This window comes from Streptomyces sp. NBC_00005, from assembly GCF_045160215.1.
Lineage (GTDB): Bacteria > Actinomycetota > Actinomycetes > Streptomycetales > Streptomycetaceae > Streptomyces.
Map to the genome: position 1 here is coordinate 5,714,993 of NZ_CP108316.1, position 23,522 is coordinate 5,738,514.

Annotated in this window: 21 protein-coding genes and 6 tRNA genes; 12 read left to right on the forward strand and 15 right to left on the reverse strand. The window is 69.0% G+C overall.

The window, feature by feature from the left end; genetic code table 11:
- Positions 1-39: 39 nt before the first annotated feature.
- The 3 genes from OG303_RS26265 to OG303_RS26275 all read right to left on the reverse strand — a co-directional run bounded on the left by OG303_RS26265 (position 40) and on the right by OG303_RS26275 (position 721).
- Positions 40-112 (reverse strand) — tRNA-Gly (locus OG303_RS26265).
- Positions 113-193: 81 nt separating this feature from the next.
- Positions 194-265 (reverse strand) — tRNA-Gly (locus tag OG303_RS26270).
- A gap of 138 nt (positions 266-403) precedes the next feature.
- Positions 404-721, reverse strand: coding sequence for an Lsr2 family protein (locus OG303_RS26275; protein ID WP_405871343.1), 318 nt, complete (start codon positions 719-721; stop codon positions 404-406).
- A gap of 363 nt (positions 722-1,084) precedes the next feature.
- Between OG303_RS26275 and purS the strand changes: the two genes are divergently transcribed.
- The 3 genes from purS to purL are packed head-to-tail and all read left to right on the forward strand — an operon-like array spanning position 1,085 to position 4,280.
- A complete protein-coding gene (gene purS, locus OG303_RS26280) occupies positions 1,085-1,348 on the forward strand; it encodes a phosphoribosylformylglycinamidine synthase subunit PurS (protein ID WP_383492161.1) in 264 nt (87 codons plus the stop codon).
- Positions 1,345-2,025, forward strand: coding sequence for a phosphoribosylformylglycinamidine synthase subunit PurQ (gene purQ, locus OG303_RS26285; RefSeq protein ID WP_405871345.1), 681 nt, complete (start codon positions 1,345-1,347; stop codon positions 2,023-2,025). The genes purS and purQ overlap by 4 nt, the downstream gene beginning before the upstream one ends.
- Complete coding sequence (gene purL, locus OG303_RS26290) at positions 2,022-4,280, forward strand: phosphoribosylformylglycinamidine synthase subunit PurL (RefSeq protein ID WP_405871346.1); 2,259 nt, start codon at positions 2,022-2,024, stop codon at positions 4,278-4,280. Before purQ ends, purL begins: the two co-directional genes overlap by 4 nt.
- A 58-nt stretch (positions 4,281-4,338) precedes the next feature.
- On the opposite strand, the gene OG303_RS26295 is transcribed toward purL, so the two are convergent.
- Entirely contained in the window at positions 4,339-5,829 is a 1,491-nt protein-coding gene (locus OG303_RS26295; RefSeq protein ID WP_405871348.1) for an MFS transporter, read from the reverse strand.
- Positions 5,830-5,925: 96 nt separating this feature from the next.
- On the opposite strand from OG303_RS26295, the gene OG303_RS26300 reads away from it, so the two are divergent.
- The 5 genes from OG303_RS26300 to purM all read left to right on the forward strand — a co-directional run bounded on the left by OG303_RS26300 (position 5,926) and on the right by purM (position 11,029).
- Complete coding sequence (locus OG303_RS26300) at positions 5,926-6,564, forward strand: TetR/AcrR family transcriptional regulator (RefSeq protein ID WP_405871350.1); 639 nt, start codon at positions 5,926-5,928, stop codon at positions 6,562-6,564.
- 103 nt (positions 6,565-6,667) lie between these two features.
- Positions 6,668-7,465, forward strand: coding sequence for a sterol carrier family protein (locus OG303_RS26305; protein ID WP_405877484.1), 798 nt, complete (start codon positions 6,668-6,670; stop codon positions 7,463-7,465).
- Positions 7,466-7,517: 52 nt separating this feature from the next.
- Positions 7,518-8,306 (forward strand): META domain-containing protein, encoded by a 789-nt coding sequence (locus OG303_RS26310; RefSeq protein WP_405871351.1) that lies wholly within the window; start codon positions 7,518-7,520, stop codon positions 8,304-8,306.
- 61 nt (positions 8,307-8,367) lie between these two features.
- Complete coding sequence (gene purF, locus OG303_RS26315; protein ID WP_405871352.1) at positions 8,368-9,897, forward strand: amidophosphoribosyltransferase; 1,530 nt, start codon at positions 8,368-8,370, stop codon at positions 9,895-9,897.
- 34 nt (positions 9,898-9,931) lie between these two features.
- Positions 9,932-11,029 carry a phosphoribosylformylglycinamidine cyclo-ligase gene (gene purM, locus OG303_RS26320; RefSeq protein ID WP_405871354.1) on the forward strand — a complete coding sequence of 366 codons (1,098 nt, stop codon included), beginning with the start codon at positions 9,932-9,934 and terminating at the stop codon, positions 11,027-11,029.
- 119 nt (positions 11,030-11,148) lie between these two features.
- Here the strand turns inward: purM and OG303_RS26325 are convergent, their stop codons facing one another.
- Together OG303_RS26325 and OG303_RS26330 are read right to left on the reverse strand one after the other, a co-directional pair.
- Positions 11,149-11,406 carry a DUF3073 domain-containing protein gene (locus tag OG303_RS26325; protein WP_405871355.1) on the reverse strand — a complete coding sequence of 86 codons (258 nt, stop codon included), beginning with the start codon at positions 11,404-11,406 and terminating at the stop codon, positions 11,149-11,151.
- Positions 11,407-11,696: 290 nt separating this feature from the next.
- Positions 11,697-12,800 (reverse strand): Leu/Phe/Val dehydrogenase, encoded by a 1,104-nt coding sequence (locus tag OG303_RS26330; protein ID WP_405871356.1) that lies wholly within the window; start codon positions 12,798-12,800, stop codon positions 11,697-11,699.
- Between the two features lie 224 nt (positions 12,801-13,024).
- Between OG303_RS26330 and OG303_RS26335 the strand changes: the two genes are divergently transcribed.
- Together OG303_RS26335 and bldC are read left to right on the forward strand one after the other, a co-directional pair.
- Entirely contained in the window at positions 13,025-13,867 is an 843-nt protein-coding gene (locus OG303_RS26335; RefSeq protein WP_405871357.1) for a hypothetical protein, read from the forward strand.
- Between the two features lie 543 nt (positions 13,868-14,410).
- The gene (gene bldC, locus OG303_RS26340; protein WP_003949541.1) at positions 14,411-14,617 is read left to right on the forward strand and encodes a developmental transcriptional regulator BldC; all 207 of its coding nucleotides are present in this window, start codon (positions 14,411-14,413) and stop codon (positions 14,615-14,617) included.
- A 481-nt stretch (positions 14,618-15,098) separates the two neighbouring features.
- Here the strand turns inward: bldC and OG303_RS26345 are convergent, their stop codons facing one another.
- The 9 genes from OG303_RS26345 to OG303_RS26385 form a co-directional block, all read right to left on the reverse strand.
- The gene (locus tag OG303_RS26345; protein WP_405871358.1) at positions 15,099-15,287 is read right to left on the reverse strand and encodes a DUF6274 family protein; all 189 of its coding nucleotides are present in this window, start codon (positions 15,285-15,287) and stop codon (positions 15,099-15,101) included.
- A gap of 262 nt (positions 15,288-15,549) precedes the next feature.
- A tRNA-Asp gene (locus OG303_RS26350) sits at positions 15,550-15,624 on the reverse strand.
- Between the two features lie 94 nt (positions 15,625-15,718).
- Positions 15,719-19,696, reverse strand: coding sequence for an ATP-dependent RNA helicase HrpA (gene hrpA / locus OG303_RS26355; RefSeq protein WP_405871360.1), 3,978 nt, complete (start codon positions 19,694-19,696; stop codon positions 15,719-15,721).
- A 73-nt stretch (positions 19,697-19,769) separates the two neighbouring features.
- Positions 19,770-20,087: a hypothetical protein gene (locus OG303_RS26360; RefSeq protein WP_405871361.1), complete on the reverse strand. Its 318-nt coding sequence runs from the start codon at positions 20,085-20,087 to the stop codon at positions 19,770-19,772.
- 85 nt (positions 20,088-20,172) lie between these two features.
- A complete protein-coding gene (locus tag OG303_RS26365; RefSeq protein WP_405871362.1) occupies positions 20,173-20,367 on the reverse strand; it encodes a DivIVA domain-containing protein in 195 nt (64 codons plus the stop codon).
- A 76-nt stretch (positions 20,368-20,443) separates the two neighbouring features.
- Positions 20,444-20,517 (reverse strand) — tRNA-Phe (locus OG303_RS26370).
- Positions 20,518-20,541: 24 nt separating this feature from the next.
- Positions 20,542-20,616, reverse strand: a tRNA-Asp gene (locus tag OG303_RS26375).
- Between the two features lie 38 nt (positions 20,617-20,654).
- Positions 20,655-20,727 (reverse strand) — tRNA-Glu (locus OG303_RS26380).
- A gap of 80 nt (positions 20,728-20,807) precedes the next feature.
- Complete coding sequence (locus OG303_RS26385; protein WP_405871363.1) at positions 20,808-22,379, reverse strand: metallophosphoesterase; 1,572 nt, start codon at positions 22,377-22,379, stop codon at positions 20,808-20,810.
- A gap of 85 nt (positions 22,380-22,464) precedes the next feature.
- On the opposite strand from OG303_RS26385, the gene OG303_RS26390 reads away from it, so the two are divergent.
- Both OG303_RS26390 and OG303_RS26395 read left to right on the forward strand, forming a co-directional pair.
- Positions 22,465-22,815 carry a metallopeptidase family protein gene (locus tag OG303_RS26390; protein WP_405871364.1) on the forward strand — a complete coding sequence of 117 codons (351 nt, stop codon included), beginning with the start codon at positions 22,465-22,467 and terminating at the stop codon, positions 22,813-22,815.
- A gap of 77 nt (positions 22,816-22,892) precedes the next feature.
- Entirely contained in the window at positions 22,893-23,408 is a 516-nt protein-coding gene (locus tag OG303_RS26395) for a hypothetical protein (protein WP_405871365.1), read from the forward strand.
- The last annotated feature ends 114 nt before the right edge of the window (positions 23,409-23,522 follow it).

Below are 23,522 nucleotides of genomic sequence, written 5' to 3' on the forward strand. Positions count from 1 at the left end.
GACGAAGGCCCCAGTCATAAGACTGGGGCCTTCAATCTGAGCGGACGACGAGGCTCGAACTCGCGACCTCAACCTTGGCAAGGTTGCGCTCTACCAACTGAGCTACGTCCGCATTGCCTCCGACCGGCTCCCACCGATCGGCGCGAGCACCAGCCTACCTGATCCACAACAGTGGCCAGGACTGGTGGTGCAGAGCGGGTGACAGGAATTGCACACTGCGCCTTCCCCCTGGAAGGGGGATGTTCTACTACTGAACTACACCCGCATGTACTCCGTGAGCTGGGCCTTTCGGCCTCGCCCCGCGGCGTGCTCCAGACTCTAGCTGACCAGGTGGGGTGCAACGCAAGTCGGTTCTGCCGAGGGGCGGCTGACCGGTCGTCGGCCGAGGCGGGCCCGAGGGCGCCTACTGCGCTGCGCTGAACGCCTCGTAGACCTTCTTGGGGATACGGCCACGGGCCGGGACGTCCATCTTGTTGGCCTGGGCCCAGGCGCGGACGGCCGCCGGGTCGGGGGCGACCTCCGTCTGCCGGTACGTCTTGCCCGACTTCGACCGCTTGCGGCCGGCCTCCACGTAGGGCGCGAGCGCCTTGCGGAGGTTCTTGGCATTGGCTTGATTCAGGTCGATCTCGTACGACTTGCCGTCGAGTCCGAAGGCGATCGTTTCCGCCGCTTCCGAGCCGTCGATGTCGTCAAAGAGAGTGACCACGACCTTCTGCGCCACGAATATCGGTCCCTTCGTGCGACATCTCAATCTGCGATGACGTGCCACGACGTCCTGGAGATGCGGAGATGTCGACTGTCCGCCAGTTAATGGGCAAAGTATCGGCTATTGGCAATTCATTTGTACAGTGCCCGGCATTGCAATGTGAAGCCCGACTAAATCTCCCCGCGTGTCACCCGCGCAATAGCTCTGAGGCATCGATCCGGGATCTTTCCCTGAACTTTTCGTGAAGACCCCCGTCCGATACCGGATCGTGACGGCCGTCACGTACTTTCCTACAACTCTACTCGCGTAGAAATTTTGTGCGGGTAGTCTGAAGACACCTGCAGGGACCTGCTCAGCACCACACCACCGGGAGTGCCCGTGGCACGCGTCGTAGTCGACGTCATGCTCAAGCCGGAGATCCTCGACCCCCAGGGCCAGGCGGTGCAGCGCGCACTGCCGCGACTGGGTTTCGAAGGCATCTCCGATGTACGTCAGGGAAAGCGATTCGAACTGGAAGTTGACGGGCCGGTCGACGAGACCGCTCTCGCCCGCATCCACGATCTTGCGGAATCCTTCCTCGCCAACACCGTGATCGAGGACTTCACCGTCAAGGTGGAGGAAGTCGCGGAGGCCGCGAAGTGACCGCTCGTATTGGCGTCGTCACTTTCCCCGGAAGCCTCGACGACCGGGACACCCAGCGCGCGATCCGCCTCGCGGGCGCAGAGCCGGTCGCCCTCTGGCACAAGGACAAGGACCTCCACCAGGTCGACGCCGTGGTGCTTCCCGGCGGTTTCTCCTACGGCGACTATCTGCGGGCCGGCGCCATCTCCCGCTTCTCGCCGGTGATGGAGACGGTCATCGAGCAGGCCAAGGCAGGGCTTCCGGTCCTCGGTATCTGCAACGGCTTCCAGATCCTCACCGAGGCCCACCTCCTTCCGGGCGGGATGCTCGGCAACGACCATCTGCACTTCATCTGCCGTGACCAGAAGCTGCGGGTGGAGAACGCGGAGACCTCCTGGACCGCCGACTACGAGTCCGGCCAGGAGATCTTCATCCCGCTGAAGAACATGGACGGCCGGTACGTCGCCGACGAGTACACCCTCGACAAGCTCGAGGGTGAGGGCCGGGTGGCGTTCCGCTACGTCGACTTCAACCCGAACGGCTCGCTGCGGGACATCGCCGGCATCACCAACGAGGCCGGCAACGTCGTAGGCCTCATGCCGCACCCGGAGCACGCTGTGGAGCCCCTCATCGGGTCCGGGCGCACCGACGGCCTCCCCTTCTTCACCTCGATCCTCAAGAAGCTGGTCAACGCATGAGCCGGACGCCTCTGGACACGGTCGAGCACGCGGCCGGGACCCCCGACGTCGAGCTGCCCTGGGCCGAACTCGGCCTGAAGAAGGACGAGTACGAGCGGGTCGTGGAGATCCTCGGCCGCCGGCCCACCGGTGCCGAGCTCGCGATGTACTCCGTCATGTGGTCCGAGCACTGCAGCTACAAGTCGTCGAAGGTGCATCTGCGCCAGTTCGGCGAGAAGGCCCCGCAGAGCGACGCGCTGCTCGTCGGCATCGGTGAGAACGCCGGTGTCGTGGACGTCGGCCAGGGCTACGCGGTCACCTTCAAGGTCGAGTCGCACAACCACCCGTCGTACGTCGAGCCCTACCAGGGCGCGGCCACCGGCGTCGGCGGCATCGTGCGCGACATCATCGCGATGGGGGCGCGGCCGGTCGCGGTCGTGGACCCGCTGCGGTTCGGTGCGGCCGACCACCCCGACACCAAGCGCGTCCTCCCGGGCGTCGTCGCCGGCATCGGCGGCTACGGCAACTGCCTGGGCCTGCCCAACATCGGCGGCGAGGTCGTCTTCGACGCCTGCTACCAGGGAAACCCGCTGGTCAACGCCGGTGCCATCGGTGTGATGCGGCACGAGGACATCCACCTCGCGAAGGCCTCCGGCGCGGGCAACAAGGTCATCCTGTACGGGGCTCGTACGGGCGGTGACGGCATCGGCGGTGCGTCCATCCTGGCCTCCGAGACCTTCGACGACGCCAAGCCGTCGAAGCGTCCCGCCGTGCAGGTCGGCGACCCCTTCCAGGAGAAGCTCCTCATCGAGTGCACCCTGGAGGCCTTCGCCGAGAAGCTGGTCGTCGGCATCCAGGACCTCGGCGCGGCCGGACTCTCCTGCGCCACCAGCGAGTTGGCGTCCAACGGCTCCGGCGGCATGCGCGTGACGCTGGACGACGTACCGCTGCGCGACTCGACTCTCTCGCCCGAGGAAATCCTCATGAGCGAGTCGCAGGAACGCATGTGCGCGGTCGTCGAGCCGGAGAAGGTCGACCGGTTCCTCGAGATCTGCGACAAGTGGGACGTCATCGCCACCGTCATCGGCGAGGTCACCGACGGCGACCGCCTCGAGATCTACTGGCACGGCGGCAAGATCGTCGACGTCGACCCGCGGACCGTCGCGCACGACGGCCCGGTCTACGAGCGCCCGTACGCCCGCCCGGAGTGGCAGGACGCCCTGCAGGCGGACGACGCCAACAAGCTTGCGCGGCCCGCGAGTTCGGCCGAGCTGAAGGACCAGGTCCTGAAGCTGGTGGCGTCTCCCAACCAGGCCTCCAAGAAGTGGATCACCTCGCAGTACGACCACTTCGTGCAGGGCAACACCGTCCTCGCCCAGCCCGAGGACTCCGGCATGATCCGCATCGACGAGGAGTCCGGGCTCGGCGTCGCCATCGCGACCGACGGCAACGGGCGCTACGCCAAGCTCGACCCGTACGCGGGCGCGCAGCTGGCCCTCTCCGAGGCGTACCGGAACGTGGCGACGACCGGCGCCAAGCCGCTTGCCGTCTCCGACTGCCTGAACTTCGGTTCGCCCGAGGACCCGGCCGTGATGTGGCAGTTCGCGGAGGCCATCCGCGGACTCGCCGACGCCTGCCAGCAGTTGGGCACCCCGGTGACCGGCGGCAACGTCTCGCTCTACAACCAGACGGGCGAGGTCGCCATCCACCCGACCCCGGTGGTCGCGGTCCTGGGCGTTATCGACGATGTCGCACGTCGCACGCCGGTCGCCTTCCAGGAGGAGGGACAGCTGCTCTACCTCCTCGGCGACACCCGCGAGGAGTTCGGCGGTTCGGCCTGGTCGCAGGTCGTGCACGACCACCTCGGCGGCCTGCCCCCGAAGGTCGACCTGGAGCGCGAGCGCCTGCTCGGCGAGATCCTGATCTCCGCCTCCCGCGACGGCATGATCGACTCCGCGCACGACCTCTCCGACGGCGGTCTGATCCAGGCGGTCGTGGAGTCGGCGCTGCTCGGCGGCAAGGGCGCGCGTCTGGTCGTACCGGACGGGCTCGACGCCTTCACGCTCCTCTTCTCCGAGTCGGCGGGGCGTGCGGTCGTCGCCGTGCCGCGCTCGGAGGAGCTCCGCTTCAACGACATGTGCGGCGCCCGGGGTCTCCCGGTCACCCGCATCGGTGTCGTCGACGGCGAGACGGTCGAGCTCCAGGGCGAGTTCGAGCTCTCCCTGGAGGAGCTGCGCACGGCGCACGAGGAGACCATCCCGGCGCTTTTGGCGTAGTCGCCGGTACGGCTCTGAAGGCCCCGCCCGTTCCCACGGGCGGGGCCTTCGTCATGTCTCAGGCCGGGACCGGCTCGGGCTCCCGGGGCGGGGCCGAACTGTCCTTCTGATCGGCGGACTTGGGCAGTCGCAGCGCCAACAGTGCGGCTATGGCCATCAGCGCGGCCCCGCCCCAGAACACCACCTGGGTCGCGTCGACGAAGGCGTGGATGCCGGCGGTGTGGGCCGGGTCGGTCAGGCGGGCGAGGGCGGTGATGTCGCCGCCGGGGCCGTGGGCGGCGTACAGGCGGGCCAGGATGGTGCCGAAGACGGCGGTGCCCAGGGCGTTGCCGAGGGTCTGGAAGAAGCGGATCGACGTGGTGGCGACGCCGAGCTGGTGGCGTGGGGCGGAGTGCTGGACGAGCAGGATCAGCTGGCCGACGAGTTGGCCGAACCCGGCGCCGGCCAGCAGGAGTTCGCCGCGGATCAGCCAGAGGGAGGTGTGCGGGCCGGTCGTCGTGGCGAGCAGTGCGAAGGCGAGGGCGGTGGTCGCCGTACCGCTGATCGTGAAGGTCCGCGCCGACCAGCCGCGCGCGGTGAGCGGGCCGGTGAGCAGACCGGACGCCGCAAGGCCGACCGCCAACGGCACCAGGTACAGGCCCGCCGAGGAGCTGGCGATACCGCGCGCGACCTGCAGATAGATGAGGACGTAGTAGATCGCGCACATCATCGCGCCGCCCAGGATCGCCTGGACGGCGAAGGCCAGGCGCAGTTCGCGGACCTTGAACAGGGAGAGCGGGAGCACCGGTTCGGGTGCCTGGAACTGGCGCCACAGGAAGAGGGCGAGTGTCACGACGGTCGTGAGGGCCAGGGCGAGGATTTCCGGGGACGTCCACGCGTATTTCTTGCCGCCCCAGTCGGTCATCAGGAGCAGCGCGCTGGAGAACGCGGCGGCGAGTCCGGCGCCCAAGTAGTCCAGGGGGCGGCGGATGTGGTGCTCGGGGAGGTGCAGGGCGAAGGCGGCGGTGGCGAGGACCGCGAGGCCGATCGGCAGGTTGACGTAGAAGATCCAGCGCCAGCTCGCATGGTCCGCCAGCAGGCCGCCGATCCAGGGGCCGACCGCCATCGCGCCGCCGGCGACGAGCCCGCCCATGTTGGTGCTCTTGTCGGCGTCCTTCTCCCCCGGCCCCTTGAGGTGGGCGATCACGACCATCGTGATGCTCATCAGTCCGCCGCCGCCGAGGCCCTGGAGGGCGCGGGCCGCGATGAGCTGGGTCATCGACTGGGCGGCGCCGCACAGCGCGGAGCCGAGCAGGAAGGTGGCGATCGCGGCGGTGAAGACGCGCTTGGGGCCGAAGACGTCGCAGAGCTTGCCGTACAGCGGCAGCATCGCGGCCGAGGCGAGCGCATAGGCGCTGACCAGCCACGGGATCTTGTCGATGCCGTGGGCGGGGTCGAGGTCCCGGACGATCGGGACGGTGGCCGCGGACACGATCTGCATGTCCAGCAGGGCCAGGACGATCGTGACGAGGCAGACGGCGAAGCCGATTTTGCGCTGGGTCTCGGTCATGGCCACCACCATGCAGGGGGAGTCTGTACCGAGTCAATGTTTCATCCTGGGCAATCTTTCATCCAGGATTAAATTTCGCCTTGGTACAGTGAGCGCGTGACCGAAGTGATGGGACTGCGCGAGCGCAAGAAGCTGGAGACGGCCCGGCGGATCGTCCGCACCGCGATCGCCCTCTTCGTCGAGCGCGGCTTCCACAACGTGTCGGTGCAGGAGATCGCGGACGCGGCCGACGTCTCCAAGATGACCGTCTTCAACTACTTCGGTACCAAGGAGGACTTGGTCTTCCGGCCGATGGAGGATCACTTCGGCGACGCGGCCCGGGCGGTGCGCGAGCGGAAGCCCGGAGAGTCCGCGGTGGATGCCGTACGCCGGCAGTTCCTGGAGATGGCCGAGGCCCGCGATCCGGCGGTCGGCCTGGCCAACGAGGTGTTCGTCCGCCAGCTGCGCGAACTCGTCATGGGGACCCCGGTCCTGATGGAACGTGCCTTCCTGGCTGCGCAGAAGGGCACGAGGGACCTGGCCGCGCACCTCGCCGAGGAGACCGGCGACCTGATGCTCGCCACGGTGGCCGCCGCCATGATCAGCGCCGCGCGCAACGCCCTGATCGAGGAGCACTACCGCCTCATCGACGCCGGCGAGTCGGTCGACACGCTCGCCGCCCACGCTCCCGAACGCGCCGAGCGCGCCTTCGCGTTGGTGGAGAACGGCCTCGGGGACTACGCGCGCAGGGCGTGATGTCCGCGCCGGAAAGCCCCAGATCCACGCCATGCCCCTGTCCTACGGCTACGAGAAGCCGGCGACCCCCGCCTCGACCTCCGCGCCGACTAGGCTCACCGCCATGCCTCCGGCCAAGAAACGCGCCCGTACCTACGATCCCGTCAAGATCCGCAAGGCCGTCGAGGCCCAGTTCGGGAACGTACGCGAGGCCGTGCGCACCCTGACCCCCGAGCAGTTGACGCTTCCCACCAGGCTGGGCGAGTGGACCGTACGAGAGCTGGTCGCGCACATCGCGATGGCGGTCACCGCAGTGCACCGGGGGCTCGACAAGCCCGAGCCGGCGAAGCAGGACGCCGTGCTGCTGGACTGGGCGTTCGCGACCTTCGCCAACTCCGCGGCCATCGACGAGTTCACCCGGAAGCTCGTCGAGCAGCACGCGGACCTCGACGCCTACCTGGCCGACGTCGAGCAGAGCCTCACCCGGCTCCTCGACGAGCACACCGGCATCCGTCTCCTCGAAACCAACGTCGGTGCCCTGCCCCTCGCCGACTACCTGGTCACCCGCACCGTCGAACTCGTCGTCCACACCGACGACCTGAACGCCGCCGTCCCGGGCCTCGACGTGCCGTACGACCGGCAGGCCCTCGCCGCCTGCACCCGGCTCCTCGCCGACGCCCTGGCCACGAAGGCGCCCGGCGGCTCCACCGAGGTGCGGATCCCGCCGTACGCCGTGGTGCAGTGCATCGAGGGTCCGCGGCACACCCGCGGCACCCCGCCGAACGTCGTCGAGACCGACCCGCAGACCTGGTTCCGGCTCGCGACCGGGCGGGTCACCTGGCCGGACGCGGTCGAGAAGGCCCAGGTCAGCGCCAGTGGCGAACGGGCGGATCTGAGCGGGCTGCTGCCTCTCATGGGGTGAGCCCTGCGGCCCGGCCGGGGAACCGGTCTCCCGTCCCTCCCGTCCCATCGGCATGGACAAACAGCGACTCACCCTCGCCGTCCTGACCGTGCTGCCGCTCGTCATGGCGTGCGGCAGCGACACGGGCAGCGCTTCCGTGGCGTCCTCGGGAGTGTCGGGCGTCCACTGGAAGGTGGACAGCGTCACCGTGGACGGCACCACCCGGGACGCGCCCGCGGACGCCGCCGTCCGCATCGACGAGGACGGCACCGCCGAGGGCAACTACGGCTGCAACCAGTTCGGCGCGAAGGCCACCGTCACGGACGGCCACATCAGGCTGACCGACGCCCGCCAGACCCTCATGGCCTGCGACGAGCGGCGCATGTCCTTCGAGCGCGCCCTCGCCCGCACCCTCAACGACCACTCCCTCACGGTCCGGACCGCGGACGACGGCCTGACGCTCACCACCGGCGACGGCGACCGCATCCACCTGACCAAGGAGAAGGACGCCCCTCTGTACGGGACGAAGTGGACAATCACGGCCCTCGGTGCCGACGGCACGATGACGAGCCTGCCGCAGCAGCAGAAGGAGCCCCCGCACCTCACGTTCGACGAGAAGTCCCGCAAGGTCACGGGCAGTCTGGGCTGCAACCACGTCACCGCGAAGGCCACGGTGCGCGACGGACATATCACCCTGGGCGCCCCGTCCACCACCCGAATGATGTGCGACACCTCACTCATGCATACGGAGAAGAGCCTCCTGCGCTTCTTCGACGGCACGGCGACCTACGAGTTGGATCACCGAACCCTCACGCTGACCAGCGAAAACGGAGAAAGCGCCAAGGCTGTCGCCGAGCGGTGATCCAATACCGGCACGTATCCCCAATTCGGACCAGTGGTCGATCTCGCCTACACTCGGAGCCGTGCCACGTGGTGACGGTCGACTCAGTCATGATCTGCTCCCCGGCGAGAAAGGCCCCCAGGACGCTTGCGGCGTCTTCGGAGTCTGGGCTCCCGGTGAAGAGGTCGCCAAGCTCACTTACTTCGGGCTCTACGCCCTCCAGCATCGAGGTCAGGAATCCGCGGGAATCGCGGTCAGCAACGGCTCCCAGATCCTCGTCTTCAAGGACATGGGCCTCGTGTCCCAGGTCTTCGACGAGACCTCGCTCGGTTCGCTCCAGGGTCACATCGCGGTCGGTCACGCCCGCTACTCGACCACCGGCGCCTCCGTGTGGGAGAACGCCCAGCCGACGTTCCGTGCCACCGCGCACGGCTCCATCGCGCTCGGCCACAACGGCAACCTGGTCAACACGGCGCAGCTCGCCGAGATGGTCGCCGACCTGCCCAAGCAGGAGGGCGGCCGCACCCCGCGCGTCGCGGCCACCAACGACACCGACCTGCTGACCGCGCTGCTCGCGGCCCAGATCGACGAGGACGGCAAGCCGCTGACCATCGAGGAGGCCGCCCACACGGTCCTTCCGCAGGTCAAGGGCGCCTTCTCGCTCGTCTTCATGGACGAGCACACCCTCTACGCGGCGCGCGACCCGCAGGGCGTCCGCCCGCTGGTCCTCGGCCGCCTGGAGCGCGGCTGGGTCGTCGCCTCCGAGTCCGCCGCCCTCGACATCTGCGGCGCCGCCTATGTCCGCGAGATCGAGCCGGGCGAGTTCATCGCCATCGACGAGAACGGCCTCCGTACCTCGCGATTCGCGGATGCGAAGCCCAAGGGCTGTGTCTTCGAGTACGTGTACCTGGCCCGCCCGGACACCGACATCGCCGGCCGGAACGTCTACCTCTCCCGCGTGGAGATGGGCCGCAAGCTCGCCAAGGAAGCCCCGGTCGAGGCCGACCTGGTGATAGCGACCCCGGAATCCGGTACTCCGGCCGCCATCGGCTACGCGGAGGCGTCCGGCATCCCCTTCGGTGCGGGTCTCGTGAAGAACGCGTACGTGGGCCGGACCTTCATCCAGCCCTCACAGACCATTCGCCAGCTCGGCATCCGCCTGAAGCTGAACCCGCTGAAGGAAGTCATCAAGGGCAAGCGCCTGGTCGTCGTCGACGACTCGATCGTGCGCGGCAACACCCAGCGCGCCCTGGTGCGCATGCTCCGCGAGGCGGGCGCCGCCGAGGTCCACATCCGGATCTCCTCGCCCCCCGTGAAGTGGCCCTGCTTCTTCGGCATCGACTTCGCCACCCGCGCCGAGCTCATCGCCAACGGCATGACCATCGACGAGATCGGCACCTCGCTGGGCGCCGACTCCCTGGCATACATCTCCATCGACGGCATGATCGAGGCGACCACGATCGCCAAGCCGAACCTGTGCCGCGCCTGCTTCGACGGCGAGTACCCGATGGAGCTCCCGGACCCCGAGCTGCTCGGCAAGCAGCTCCTGGAGACCGAACTGGCCGCGGGTCCCGCAGCCACGGCCGCGGCCGACGCGATCCGTCGCCCGTAAGCCTCGTAGAAACCAACCCGAAAGATCCCAGGCAATGTCTTCTGTCTCTGATCAGTCGCCTTCCGCGACGGGCCCCTCTGCCGGTGCTTCCTACGCGGCTGCCGGTGTCGACATCGAGGCGGGCGACCGCGCCGTGGAGCTCATGAAGGAGTGGGTGAAGAAGACGCAGCGCCCCGAGGTCCTCGGCGGCCTCGGCGGATTCGCCGGCCTCTTCGACGCCTCCGCCCTTAAGGGCTACGAGCGCCCGCTGCTCGCCTCCGCCACGGACGGCGTCGGCACCAAGGTCGACATCGCGCGGCAGCTGGGCGTGTACGACACCATCGGCCACGACCTGGTCGCGATGGTCATGGACGACATCGTGGTGTGCGGCGCCGAGCCGCTGTTCATGACCGACTACATCTGCGTCGGCAAGGTCCACCCCGAGCGGGTCGCCGCGATCGTCAAGGGCATCGCCGAGGGCTGTGTGCTCGCCGGTTGCGCCCTCGTGGGCGGCGAGACGGCCGAACACCCCGGACTCCTCGGCCCGGACGACTTCGACGTCGCCGGCGCCGGTACGGGCGTCGTGGAGGCCGACCGGCTGCTGGGCCCGGATCGCATCCGTACGGGTGACGCGGTGATCGCCATGGCGGCCTCCGGTCTTCACTCGAACGGGTACTCGCTCGTCCGGCACGTCCTGCTGAACCAGGCCGGCCTGTCGCTGGAGGCGCGGATCGAGGAGTTCGGCCGCACCCTCGGCGAGGAGCTGCTGGAGCCCACCAAGATCTACTCGCTGGACTGCCTGGCGCTGACGCGCACGACGGACGTGCACGCCTTCTCGCACATCACCGGTGGCGGCCTGGCCGCGAACCTCGCCCGCGTCATCCCGGACGACCTGCACGCGATCGTCGACCGCTCCACCTGGACTCCGGCACCGATCTTCGACCTCGTCGGCAGGACCGGCCAGGTCGAGCGGCTCGAGCTGGAGAAGACCCTGAACATGGGCGTCGGCATGATCGCGATCGTGCCGGAGGAGTCCACCGACGTGGCACTGGCGACGCTGGCCGACCGGGGTGTCGAGGCGTGGGTCGCGGGTGAGATCACGGACCGCGGCGATCACACCACGGGTGCGGAGCTGATCGGCGACTACGCATAGATCCAGCCCCTCCGGCGTCTGAGGAGCGGGGTCCGGGGCGGGGCCCCGCAGCGACAGCACAAAACCCGGTCCGGGGCCTGGGCACCGGACCGGGAATGGCGGCTGAGCCGCTGCAAGCGTTACGCGCCGCGGCGATGTTGCGACGTGGGACCGGACTCGTCGTCCTCGTCCTCACCGTCGTCGTTATAGAGATCCGCGTACTGGGAGTACGGGTCATCGTCGTCTTCGTCATCCTCGAACGGCTCGCCATTCGGCGGCTGATTCGAAGTCGAAGCGCCCAGCTCGTTGGCCAGACGCGACAGGTCAGTCCCGCCGCTGCTGTACTTCAGCTGGCGGGCGACCTTCGTCTGCTTGGCCTTTGCCCGGCCGCGCCCCATGGCTCGACCCCCTCGGATACGGGGCCCGGCGGCCCCAGAGTCTTGACACGCGTTCATGATCTGGAACGGGCTCTCCGCGGAGAGACCCGTCCGTAGGGCTTCCACGGTACCTGAGCCCGCGCCCATACGGTACGTCGCCCACAGGACGGGCCCGGGTCCAGGACCCTCGGGGCGCGCCGTCCCCGCTGGTCAACCGCGATTTTAACCACTTCTCGGCAGGCGACCCGCCGACGAACGTGAGAGTTCTCTCTAAGTGTGCGCCGACGGGTACCGGTCAAACCTCCCGAAGGTCAGCGGCCGCGTCCGGCGGCCGCCTCGTGCATCCGCTGCTCGGCGATCCGGTCGGCCGCCGCCGCCGGCGGAATCCCGTCGTCCTTCGCACGTGCGAATATTGCCAGCGTGGTGTCGAAGATCTTCGCCGCCTTCGCCTTGCACCGGTCGAAGTCGAAGCCGTGCAGCTCGTCGGCGACCTGGATGACCCCGCCGGCGTTCACCACGTAGTCCGGCGCGTAGAGGATCCCGCGGTCGGCGAGGTCCTTCTCGACGCCCGGGTGGGCGAGCTGGTTGTTGGCGGCGCCGCAGACGATCGTGGCCGTCAGCGCGGGCACGGTGTCGTCGTTCAGGGCGCCGCCGAGCGCGCAGGGGGCGTAGATGTCGAGGCCCTCGGCGCGGATCAGGGTCGCGGTGTCGGCGACGGCGCTCACGCCCGTCGGGTGCGCGGCGAGGATCCGTCCCACGGCCTCCTCGCGCACATCGGTGATCACGACCTCGGCGCCCTCGTCCCGCAGGTGCCGGACCAGGTGGTGGCCGACCTTCCCGACGCCCGCGATGCCGACCTTGCGGTCGCGCAGCGACGGGTCGCCCCACAGGTGCTGGGCCGAGGCCCGCATGCCCTGGTAGACGCCGAAGGCGGTGAGGACGGAGGAGTCGCCGGCGCCGCCGTTCTCGGGCGACCGGCCCGTGGTCCAGCGGCACTCGCGGGCGACGACGTCCATGTCGGCGACGTACGTGCCGACGTCGCACGCGGTGACGTACCGGCCACCGAGGGAGGCGACGAACCGGCCGTAGGCCAGCAGCAGCTCTTCGCTCTTGTCTCTCTCCGGGTCGCCGATGATCACGGCCTTGCCGCCGCCGTGGTCGAGACCGGCCATGGCGTTCTTGTACGACATCCCGCGCGCGAGGTTGAGCGCGTCGGCGACTGCCTCGGCCTCGTTCGCGTACGGGTAGAAGCGCGTACCGCCGAGGGCGGGGCCCAGAGCGGTGTTGTGGATGGCGATGACGGCCTTCAGGCCGCTGGCGCGGTCCTGGCAGAGCACGACTTGCTCATGACCGCCCTGGTCCGAGTGGAACAGGGTGTGCAGTACATCAGCAGGTGCGCCGGTTACGTCGGTCACTGTGGTGACTCCTGAAGTAAGTAGCGGCGGTTGGAGACCAGCTCCCGTGCGGGTGGCGGGTGCTGTGAGCACGAGATTAGAGCCTGTGTGCCCCCGGCCACCGCGCAGTGCTCAGGATCACCCACTCCCGGAGTACGTCCGTGCGACGATTTGCATAGATTTCCCGCCCGTTCGTGAGCGGGTTCCGCAGGTTTTCCCGGTGGTGGGCGGGGGAGGGAGCAGGCGTGCCCAAGGTGTCCTCGGTGATCGTCCCGTACGCGACGTATCTGCGCGTGTACGAGCCGCTGGCCGCCTTCCCCGAACCGGAGCGCAGCCACTGGGCGCGCTACGGCCGGCGCGCCGACCGACCCTCGTACCAGGACGAACTGCGCCGCTCCCTCGCCGACTTGCTGCCCACCCCGCCGATCCCGGTGCCGGTGCACGAGAGCAGTGACGCCTTTGTGATCGAGGTCGACGGGGTGCTGTGCGTGTGCCCCTGGCGCACCCGGCTGCGCGGCTGGCAGGCCCTGCAGGAGTTGGCCGAGGAGCTGCCGAAGCCGGTCCTGGACGCGGTGCTGCCCGCGGTCGTACGGCTGCAGGCCACCAAGGACTACGAGCGCTGGCTGACCCGCAACCCGGACGCCCGCCCCTGGATCCGCACGGCGACCTGGCAGGTGCCGCTGCACTGGTTCGTGCTGGTGGGAGACGAGGAGCGGCGCTTCGACAAGGGCTCCGGCGAGATTCCCCCGATGCTGCGCTACCAGACGCCGATGGTGCAGGCGCGGCGGCGGGTGGCGCGGGCGCTGCGGGCCCTGAAGGACGGCATCGACGAGGGGCCGCTGATCGACGGCCTGGTGGACGTGGGGCGCTGGCTGGAGGAGTTCCACCCGCGCTCGCTGGTGGAGCTGGACTACGGCGGCCTGGTGTACACGCTGCCTGCCGGTGAGCTCGAGGACGACCACTCGGCGGCGGACGTGGCCGAGGGCATCGAGGCGCTGCGGCAGGGCGACGGGGCGGCCGCGGGGGCGGCGTACGCGCGGCTGGTGGAGCGGTGGCGCTCGGTCCGGGACCGGCGCTCGGCCAACTGAGAGCGGCCCGAGGTCACGAACTGACGTTTGACGAACCGCCCATTTTGGGGTTTCGTCCTCGCACTGAGGTTTCTGAGGTCTCGTCAACATGGGACGTAGGTCCCGATCCGGGCTTATGACTCAAGGGTGACGGACCGCACGTTCACGGCCCTTGCGTCCCTTGCCCCTCCTCGTGCCAAAATAGGACAAGGAGTCCGGGGAGGGCTCCGTCCGTCCTGGTGCGTACCACTGTGGGCGGAATCTCAGCATTGCTCGCTTTGGGGGGTCTCGTGGCTCCTGATTGTCCTGTGACTGATCGTCACGGTGGCGTGACTGTCCGCTATGGCATGGTCCATCGGCTTCCGTCGCTGATGAACACCTGGGAGGGCAATTCCATCGGTTTGGCCGACGCGGCTGGACAGATGGTGTAGTTGTAGTGCCGAGGACAAGCCGTTCGTCCTATAACCGACTCGACCCGCATCCGCCATTTCGGGCAACGCGGGTCAAGGTGCAGAATTTAGAGGAAAGAACCGAGAAGGTTCGGTTCTCCCGAGGAGGCCGCTCATGACCGCTCGCACCCCTGATGCCGAGCCGCTGCTGACCCCGGCTGAGGTCGCCACCATGTTCCGTGTGGACCCGAAGACGGTCACGCGGTGGGCGAAGGCCGGGAAGCTTACTTCCATCCGTACGCTCGGCGGGCACCGCCGCTACCGCGAGGCGGAGGTCCGTGCACTGCTCGCGGGCATCCCGCAGCAGCGCAGCGAGGCCTAACAACTGCATAACCGGGCAAACCGGCAGGTCCCCCAACTTGTCGCAGTGCCCGGACCCTGGCTCCAAGCGACGCGGGGTCTGCCCCAACAGACTCCACGCCCACGCTCTTCAGATCTTTCCCAGCAAGTAACAGGGTGCGTCGTCGATCGCGCTGGACTCCGCCGAGTCCAGCGCGATCTTTTTTGTGTGCGTGGCGTGCCTGGTCGGAGGCTCTGTGAGTGGGCTTGTAGGAGTCTGGGGAGGGCTGTCGGATCTCCTGTGGGGGTCCTCCGGACGGAGCCCGGGCGGAGCCTTCCGGAGGGTGCAATTGCACATATAAAATTGACCAGTTGTAGGTGAGGCGTAAGTACCGCGGTTTCAGAAACTCATGCGGTGACACCCGTCACATGCCGGAGTCCTTGTTGCGTCAAGCGCATGTGCGCTAGTGGAGGCAGGCCTTCCAGGCGCGCGCGACGGGGCGGGTGTTGGGAGCCGGCGACGGTCATGCGCCGGCGGGGCTTTCGTCCTCGACGGCCTCGTCCGGTGCCTCGGCGACTTGCGCGGAGTCCATCGCCAGCCGCAGCAGGTGGTGGCATATCGGGCAGTGGCGGGTCAGATGGCCACGCGACGAAGCGGCCGCCAGATGTGCACGGAGCAGGGCCCGTGTCTCGTGCCTGACCGACGCCGCCATACGCCACCTCCGCGGGCCCCACGGGAAGGGGGCCCTGTCTTCTGGGTACCGAGGGAAGTTGGCGGCGTCAAGATGGCGTGGGGGCGGTGAGGGGTGTTTGCGCTGGCGGGACGCCCGAGGCCGGCAGGCACAACAGCCTCGCATCCGGCAAACACAAAGAGCCCGGATCCGAAGATCCGGGCTCTTGCACGCGGGCGTGGTGGGGGCGTGACATGAAGAAGGGCCCGCCACCCTTGATGGGTGTGGGCCCTACTGCTTGCTGCGGTCCTGACGGGATTTGAACCCGCGGCCTCCACCTTGACAGGGTGGCGAGCACTCCAAACTGCTCCACAGGACCTGGTTTCGCAGTGCGATTTGTGCGTTGCGCTGCGAGAAGAGACTGTACAGGAGGGTGAGCCCACTGGTCGAACTCACCCGGCGTGCCCGGGTGGTTACGGTACGGCCGCGTCGATCGCCTTGACGATCCGCTTGTCGGAGACGGGGTACGCCGTGCCGAGCGCGTGGGCGAAATAGCTGACCCGGAGCTCCTCGATCATCCAGCGGATGTCCAGGACCGAGGACGGGATGGGGCGGCCCCGGGGCATCTGCTCCAGCAGCCACGCGTACTCGTCCCGCATCTCGTGGACCTTCTCCATGCGCGTCGTGTCCCGCTGGACGTTCGTCGGCATCTGCTGGAGCCGGCGGTCCGCGGCCACCAGGTAGCGCATCAGGTCGGCGAGGCGTCGCAGCCCCGCCTCCGTCACGAAGCCCGGCTTCACCAGCGCGTCCAGCTGCCCCCGCACGTCCGCGAGGTTTGCCAGCAGCACAGGGCTCCGTACGGCCTTCAGACGGCGCTCACAGGCCTGCCAGGCCGCCAGGACCTGCTGTACCTGGCCCACCGCGCGGACCGTGGTGTCCACGATCTCCGCGCGCACCTTGTCGTACAGCTTCCGGTACGACTCCTCGTCCCACGCCGGGCCGCCGAAGTCCCCGATCAGCTTGTCCGCCGCAGCCATCGCGCAGTCGTCGAACAGGGCCTGGACCGAGCCGTGCGGGTTCGCGGACAGGGCGAGCTTCTGGGCGTTCGTCAGCTTGTCGGAGGCGAACTTCGCGGGATTGACGGGGATGTTGCGCAGGATCAGGCGGCGGGTGCCCTTCCACATCGCCTCGGCCTGCTCCGCCTCCGTGTCGAAGAGGCGGACCGAGACCGTGTCGCCGTCGTCCACCAGCGCCGGATACGCCTTCACCGGCTGGCCGGCGCGGCGCGTCTCGAAGACGCGGGTGAGGGAGCCGATCGTCCAGTCGGTCAGGCCCTTGCGCTCCAGGGACTCACCGCCCTGCCGCTCGGCCGTGGCGGCGGCCGCCTGGGAGAGGGCCTGGCGCGCCTTCGGCTTCAGCTGGAGCCTCAGCGCCTCCAGGTCCTTGTCCTCGGCGAGCTTGCGACGCCGCTCGTCGACGATGCGGAACGTGATGCGGAGGTGGTCCGGGACCCTCGACCAGTCGAAGTCGTCGGCCTCGAAGGGGACTCCGACCATGCGCTTCAGTTCGCGGGCCATGGTGGTGGTCAGGGGTTCCTGCAGGGGGACGGCCGTGTCCAGGAAGCGTTTCGCGAAGTTCGGCGCCGGCACGTAGTGGCGGCGGATCGGCTTCGGGAGGGAGCGGATCAGCTCGGTGACGAGCTCTTCCCGCAGGCCAGGGATCTGCCAGTCGAAGCCCTCGTCCGTGATCTGGTTGAGGACCTGGAGCGGGACGTGGACCGTCACACCGTCCGCGTCGGCGCCCGGCTCGAACTGGTACGTCACCCGGAACTTCAGCGGCCCCTGCCGCCACGAGTCCGGATAGTCGGCCTTGGTGACCGCCTCCGCCGACTCCCGGATGAGCATCTCCCGCTCGAAGTCCAGGAACTCCGGCTGCTCGTGCCGCTTCCGCTTCCACCAGGAGTCGAAGTGGGCGCCGGAGACGACGTGTTCGGGCACCTTCTGGTCGTAGAAGTCGAAGAGCGTGTCGTCGTCGACGACGATGTCCCGGCGCCGGGCGCGGTGCTCCAACTCCTCGACCTCGCTGAGGAGTCGGCGGTTGTCGGCGAAGAACTTGTGGTGCGTGCGCCAGTCGCCCTCGACCAGCGCGTTGCGGATGAACAGCTCGCGACTCGTCTCCGGGTCGATACGGCCGTAGTTCACCTTCCGCTGGGCGATGATCGGGACGCCGTACAGGGTGACCTTCTCGTACGCCATCACGGCCGCCTGGTCCTTCTCCCAGTGCGGTTCGCTGTACGTGCGCTTGAGCAGGTGTTCGGCGAGGGGTTCGACCCACTCGGGCTCGATCTTGGCGTTGACGCGGGCCCAGAGGCGCGACGTCTCCACCAGCTCGGCGGACATGACGAAGCGCGGCGGCTTCTTGAAGAGCGCCGAGCCCGGGAAGACCGCGAACTTGGCGCTGCGGGCGCCCAGATACTCGTTCTTCGCTGTGTTTTTCCCACCCTCCCCCCCGGCGTTCTTCACGTCCTTCATCCCGATGTGGGACAGCAGGCCGGCGAGGAGGGAGACGTGGATGCGGTCGCCGGGGGCGTCGTCCTCGTTGAGGTGGATGCCCATCTGCTTGGCGACGGTGCGGAGTTGGGTGTAGATGTCCTGCCATTCGCGAATGCGCAGGAAGTTGAGGTACTCCTGCTTGCACATCCGGCGGAAGGACGACGAACCCCGCTCCTTCTGCTGCTCGCGCACGTACCGCCACAGGTTCAGATAGGCGAGGAAGTCGCTCGTCTCGTCCTTGAAGCGGGCGTGCTGCTGGTCGGCCTGGGCCTGTTTGTCGGCCGGGCGCTCGCGTGGATCCTGGATGGAGAGCGCGGCCGCTATGACCATGACCTCGCGCACACAGCCGTTCTTGTCGGCCTCCAGGACCATGCGGGCCAGGCGGGGGTCGACGGGCAGCTGGGCGAGCTTGCGCCCGGTCTGCGTGAGCCGCTTGCGTGCGTCCTTCTCCGCCGGGTCCAACGCGCCCAGCTCCTGGAGCAGTTGGACGCCGTCGCGGATGTTGCGGTGGTCCGGCGGGTCGATGAAGGGGAACTTCTCGATGTCGCCGAGGCCGGCCGCGGTCATCTGCAGGATGACGGAGGCCAGGTTCGTACGGAGGATCTCCGCGTCCGTGAACTCCGGGCGGGCGAGGAAGTCGTCCTCGGAGTAGAGGCGGATGCAGATGCCGTCCGACGTACGGCCGCAGCGGCCCTTGCGCTGGTTGGCGCTGGCCTGGGAGACCGCCTCGATGGGCAGGCGCTGGACCTTGGTGCGGTGGCTGTAGCGGCTGATCCGGGCGAAGCCCGGGTCGATGACGTACTTGATGCCGGGGACGGTGAGGGAGGTCTCGGCGACGTTCGTCGCCAGAACGATCCTGCGCCCCGTGTGCTGCTGGAAGACGCGGTGCTGCTCGGCGTGCGAGAGCCGGGCGTAGAGGGGTAGGACCTCGGTGAAGCGGTAGTTCTTCCTGACCAGCGCGTCCGCCGTGTCCCGGATCTCCCGCTCACCCGAGAGGAAGACGAGGATGTCGCCCTTGCCCTCGCCCTGCAGCTCCTCGACGGCATCGCAGATCGCGGTGATCTGGTCGCGGTCGGAGTCGTCGCCGTCCTCTTCGAGCAGCGGGCGATACCGCACCTCAACCGGATACGTCCGCCCGCTGACCTCGACGATCGGGGCGTCGCCGAAGTGCCGGGAGAACCGCTCGGGATCGATGGTCGCGGAGGTGATGACGACCTTGAGGTCCGGCCGCTTCGGCAGCAGCTGGGCGAGATACCCGAGCAGGAAGTCGATGTTGAGGGACCGCTCGTGGGCCTCGTCGATGATGATCGTGTCGTAGGCGCGCAGCTCGCGGTCGGTCTGGATCTCGGCGAGCAGGATGCCGTCCGTCATCAGCTTGACGAAGGTCGAGTCCTGGTTCACCTGGTCGGTGAACCGCACCTTCCAGCCGACGGCCTCGCCGAGCGGGGTGTCCAGCTCGTCGGCCACGCGCTCGGCGACCGTACGCGCGGCGATACGACGGGGCTGGGTGTGCCCGATCATGCCGCGCACGCCGCGCCCGAGTTCGAGACAGATCTTCGGGATCTGGGTGGTCTTGCCGGACCCGGTCTCACCGGCGACGATGACGACCTGGTGATCGCGGATGGCCTCCGCGATCACGTCCTTCTTCTGGCTGACCGGCAGCTGCTCGGGGTAGGAGACGGCGGGGAGCCGGCCACGCCGCGTGCCCATCCGCTCCTCGCCCTTCGCGATCTCCGCCTCGATCTCGGCGAGGACGGCGGCCTGGGCCTCCGGCTTACGGATCTTGCGCGCGCCTTCGAGCCTGCGCCCGAGCCGGTGCGCGTCGCGCAGGGACAGCTCGGTCAGGCGGGGAGCGAGGGTGCCGAGGGCCGGGGTGGCCGGGGCAGGGTGCGTAGACATACGCGGTCCAGGATCTCATCCCCGGGAAATCCGTGGCGAACGATTTGTCGCCGGGCCGCTCGGCCGGGGTGGCTCAGGGGGTGCGCGGCCCCGGAGGCGCGGTCGGAGCGGGCTGCTGCTGCCGCATGCCGGTGTCCCCCAGGGCGATGGACCTGGCGGTGTTGGAGACGGCCTTGATCCCGAGGTAGGCCGTGGTCATGCTGCTCACAGCGGTGAACGCGGCCGTGAGCACCCCCACGATCACCGCCCTGTCCCCGTCGAGCCGCCACACCCCGAAGATCGCGACCCCGGCGATGGCCAGATTGCTGATCACCACGGCCAGCAGCCCGTACCGGGCCCGGTCCTTCTCGAGCTCGGTGTCCCGAATGGCCTTGGCCTCGTCCCGACTCATCGTCCCCCGCGCCCCTTGGTCCTACGTCGACCAGCCAGAACGTAGCGCTGCGCCGCAACGCTGCCAAGCGGCCGGCCCAACATCCTCAGCCGGACCGCAGCTCGGCGATCCGGGCGTCGACCTGGGAGCGGTCGTAGCCGCGGCGGGCGAGGTCGAAGGCGGGGGGTGCGGTGGGGGCGGTACCGGCCGCGAGCAGCCGCATGTACGCGTCGACCTGCGCCCGGTCGTAACCACGCCGCGCGATGTCGAACCCCCAGAACTCCGGGATGCCACCGGTCACCTTTGCTCCCCACTCCACCGCACACGACCCTGCACACGACGAAAGCCCCGTCCGAGGACGGGGCTTCCATACTGTGTGGCTGGGGCCGGGGTCGAACCGGCGACCTATCGCTTTTCAGGCGATCGCTCGTACCAACTGAGCTACCCAGCCACGAGGTTTCCGAGGAAACCTCAGCGGTCCTGACGGGATTTGAACCCGCGGCCTCCACCTTGACAGGGTGGCGAGCACTCCAAACTGCTCCACAGGACCAAGCTGTTGCGTACGACAGTGTCGCACACGGTGTTGCGTGCCCCCAACGGGATTCGAACCCGTGCTACCGCCTTGAAAGGGCGGCGTCCTAGGCCGCTAGACGATGAGGGCTATCGGCCCGCCTGGGCGCCTCTCAGCGCGTCGGGGACGTGAGAAGCATATGGGATGGCGGGAGGTATCGCCAAAACGGTTTAAGGGGCGGAGGCCGAGGGGGACGAGGGGGTGGGCGTGGACGGGGTGGCTCCGGGCTGGTTCTCCTTCGGGAGGTGGCGGGTGACCTCGGCCGTCGTCTCGCCCAGGCCCCCCAACTTGATCGCGTCCCAGGCCTGGAGGCGGCGGGTGTCGCGGTCGAAGTAGAGGATCGACGCCTCGATCGGGGCGGGGTACTTGTTCTCGAGCGCGCGCAGGCCGCTGCCGCCCGTCGAGCCCTCCATGCGCAGGCGGGTGCCGTACTTCAGGATCTCGTCGCCCTCGTGGTGCAGGTGGCCGCAGAGGACGAGCGGGACCTCGCCGTCGACCTCGCGGGCCGCCGACGGCTCGTGGGCCATGGCGACGTCGACCGGGGTGCCCGCGGCCTTCTGGTCGCTCAGGGCGGCGGCCAGGCGGGCGCCGGCCAGTTCCTCCGACTGGTCCGCCCCCGGTGGGTTCGAGCGGTCCGGGGTGAACTGCGGATCGCCGATGCCCGCGAAGCGCAGGCCCGCGACGGTCTGCGCCCGGCCGTCGTCCAGGACGTGCACGTTCTTCATGCGGGACAGGTAGCGCTGGGTGACCTTCGAGTCGTGATTGCCCCTGACCCAGACGTACGGCGCGCCCAGGTCCGCGATCGGGTCGAGGAAGCCGTTCTCCGCCGCCGTGCCGTGATCCATCGTGTCGCCGGTGTCGACGATCACGTTCACCTTGTACTGCTCCACCAGCGACGCGATGATCTTCCAGCTCGCCGGGTTCAGGTGGATGTCCGAGACGTGCAGGACGCGGACGGTCGTCGGGTCCGGCTGGTAGGCGGGGAGGGTGGACGTGACGTCGTAGAGCTTCGTCACGTTGGTCACCAGGCGCGCCAACTCCTTCTGGTAGACGTCGAATTCGGTGACGATGTTGCGTGCGTTGCCGACCAGGGAGGGCGCCGAGGAGAGCAGGCCCGAGTACTTCGGTTCGAGGACGGACTCGGGGTTCCAGGTCGCGTACGCCGAGGCGCCGGAGGCCATGAGGAGGGCCAGGGCCGTGCCGCCGGCGGCGAGGGCACGGCGGGGGCGGCGGTAGACCGCGAGGCCCAGGGCGGTGGCTCCCGCGACGACGGCGACGCAGGAGCGCAGGGCCAGGTCGAGGGTGCCGTGCTCGACGTCGTGGGCGACCTCGTCCTGGAGGCCGGAGAGGCGTTCGGGGTGGTCGACCAGGGCCTCGGCGCGGACCGGGTCGAGCTGGTCGACGTTCACGTCCAGGCGGACCGGCGCGTGGTGGCTGTTGAGCTGCAGGGCGCCGAGCGGCGAGACGTTGATCTTCGTGCCGCCGGTGAGGGACGGCCGCAGGGTCATCGTCGTGTTCACGGGGCCGACCGGTACCCGTACGTTGCCGACGATCAGCAGTCCCAGCCAGGCGCCGAGCAGGACCACGGCGACCAGGCCCAGGGCGCGGGGCCAGGGGTGCGGCTGCCGGACGAGTTCGAGGGTGGGGAGCGGGCGGCGTACGCGGTAGTGCCGGGCGAGGGCACGGGGAGCCCTTCGTATCCGGTTCACGACGGTCACGGCGACGGCGGGTACGCGAGCCATTGGTCCCGTATGCCCAAGTCCGGGTGTGGATATGCGAGACGGTTCATGACTCTCGTAAGGGCGTCCCGTGGCCGACAATGGGCCTGTGCTGGAAATGACGCGCGAGGAGTTCGAGGAACTGGTCGCCGAGGCGCTCGACCGGATCCCGCCGGAGTTGACGCGGCTGATGGACAACGTCGCGGTGTTCGTCGAGGACGAACCGCCCGCCGGCGATCCCGAGCTGCTCGGGCTGTACGAGGGGACCCCGCTGACGGACCGGGGTGAGTGGTACGCCGGTGTGCTGCCGGACCGGATCACGATCTACCGGCTGCCGACGCTGCGGATGTGCGCGTCGCGGGAGGACGTCGTCGCGGAGACCGAGGTGACCGTGGTGCACGAGATCGCGCATCACTTCGGGATCGACGACGCGCGGTTGCACGCCCTCGGCTATGGATGACCGGTGCGCGTGTCCTCTTGTGGGCGGCGGGAGTTGGGCAGGTTGACTCCTTCCCCTCGCCCCGGAGGTGGCTTTCCGTGCGCCCCTTGTACGTACCCGTCCGTCTGGCCGCCACGGTCATGGCCGTCGCCGCTGCCGCCGGCTGCATGAGCGTGGGCGAGGACGGGAGAGACGGGAGCGCGAAGCCGTCGCATTCCGCTGGGCAGCACGGTGGTGAGGCGCCCGACGGAGGGGCCGCGGTGTCCGGCCGGGGCGGTGTCGCCGCCGACGGCAAGCACGGGAAGGGCGAGCGGGGCAAGAAGGGGGAGGACGGGGAGTCGGCGTCTGCCTCGGCCTCGCCGTCGGCGGGGGCCGGCGAGTCCGCTCCCGCGACGGGCAGGCCCGCCGAGAGCGGGAGGCCCGGGGCTCCCACGCCGACCAGGGCGACGCCGACTCCGACGCGTACGGCCGACCCGCAGCCGACGGCGAGCGAGCCGCCGGCCTCCGTCTCGCCGCAGCCGACGGTCGCCGAGCCGTCCTCCTCGGCGCACGAGGGGACGGCGCCGCAGCTGGCGGAGCGGGAGCCGGCGCCGGCCGCGGGGTCCCCGGCCTAGACCCTGTCCGGGCAAGGGAGTTCGGCCCGCGGAGGGGCGTTCGACCTGCGCAGAGGTGTGACGTACGTCTACACAGCTCGGTTTGCCTTCGGGGGTGATGGGTGCGTATGGTGG

Excerpts from the sequence above, each read along its gene's own strand:
- purL (WP_405871346.1), top strand. The coding sequence starts at position 2,022 with ATGAGCCGGACGCCTCTGGACACGGTCGAGCACGCGGCCGGGACCCCC.
- OG303_RS26295 (WP_405871348.1), bottom strand. The coding sequence starts at position 5,829 with ATGACCGAGACCCAGCGCAAAATCGGCTTCGCCGTCTGCCTCGTCACG.
- OG303_RS26305 (WP_405877484.1), top strand. The coding sequence starts at position 6,668 with ATGCCTCCGGCCAAGAAACGCGCCCGTACCTACGATCCCGTCAAGATC.
- OG303_RS26310 (WP_405871351.1), top strand. The coding sequence starts at position 7,518 with ATGGACAAACAGCGACTCACCCTCGCCGTCCTGACCGTGCTGCCGCTC.
- purM (WP_405871354.1), top strand. The coding sequence starts at position 9,932 with ATGTCTTCTGTCTCTGATCAGTCGCCTTCCGCGACGGGCCCCTCTGCC.
- OG303_RS26325 (WP_405871355.1), bottom strand. The coding sequence starts at position 11,406 with ATGGGGCGCGGCCGGGCAAAGGCCAAGCAGACGAAGGTCGCCCGCCAG.
- bldC (WP_003949541.1), top strand. The coding sequence starts at position 14,411 with ATGACCGCTCGCACCCCTGATGCCGAGCCGCTGCTGACCCCGGCTGAG.
- OG303_RS26345 (WP_405871358.1), bottom strand. The coding sequence starts at position 15,287 with ATGGCGGCGTCGGTCAGGCACGAGACACGGGCCCTGCTCCGTGCACAT.
- hrpA (WP_405871360.1), bottom strand. The coding sequence starts at position 19,696 with ATGTCTACGCACCCTGCCCCGGCCACCCCGGCCCTCGGCACCCTCGCT.
- OG303_RS26360 (WP_405871361.1), bottom strand. The coding sequence starts at position 20,087 with ATGAGTCGGGACGAGGCCAAGGCCATTCGGGACACCGAGCTCGAGAAG.
- OG303_RS26385 (WP_405871363.1), bottom strand. The coding sequence starts at position 22,379 with ATGGCTCGCGTACCCGCCGTCGCCGTGACCGTCGTGAACCGGATACGA.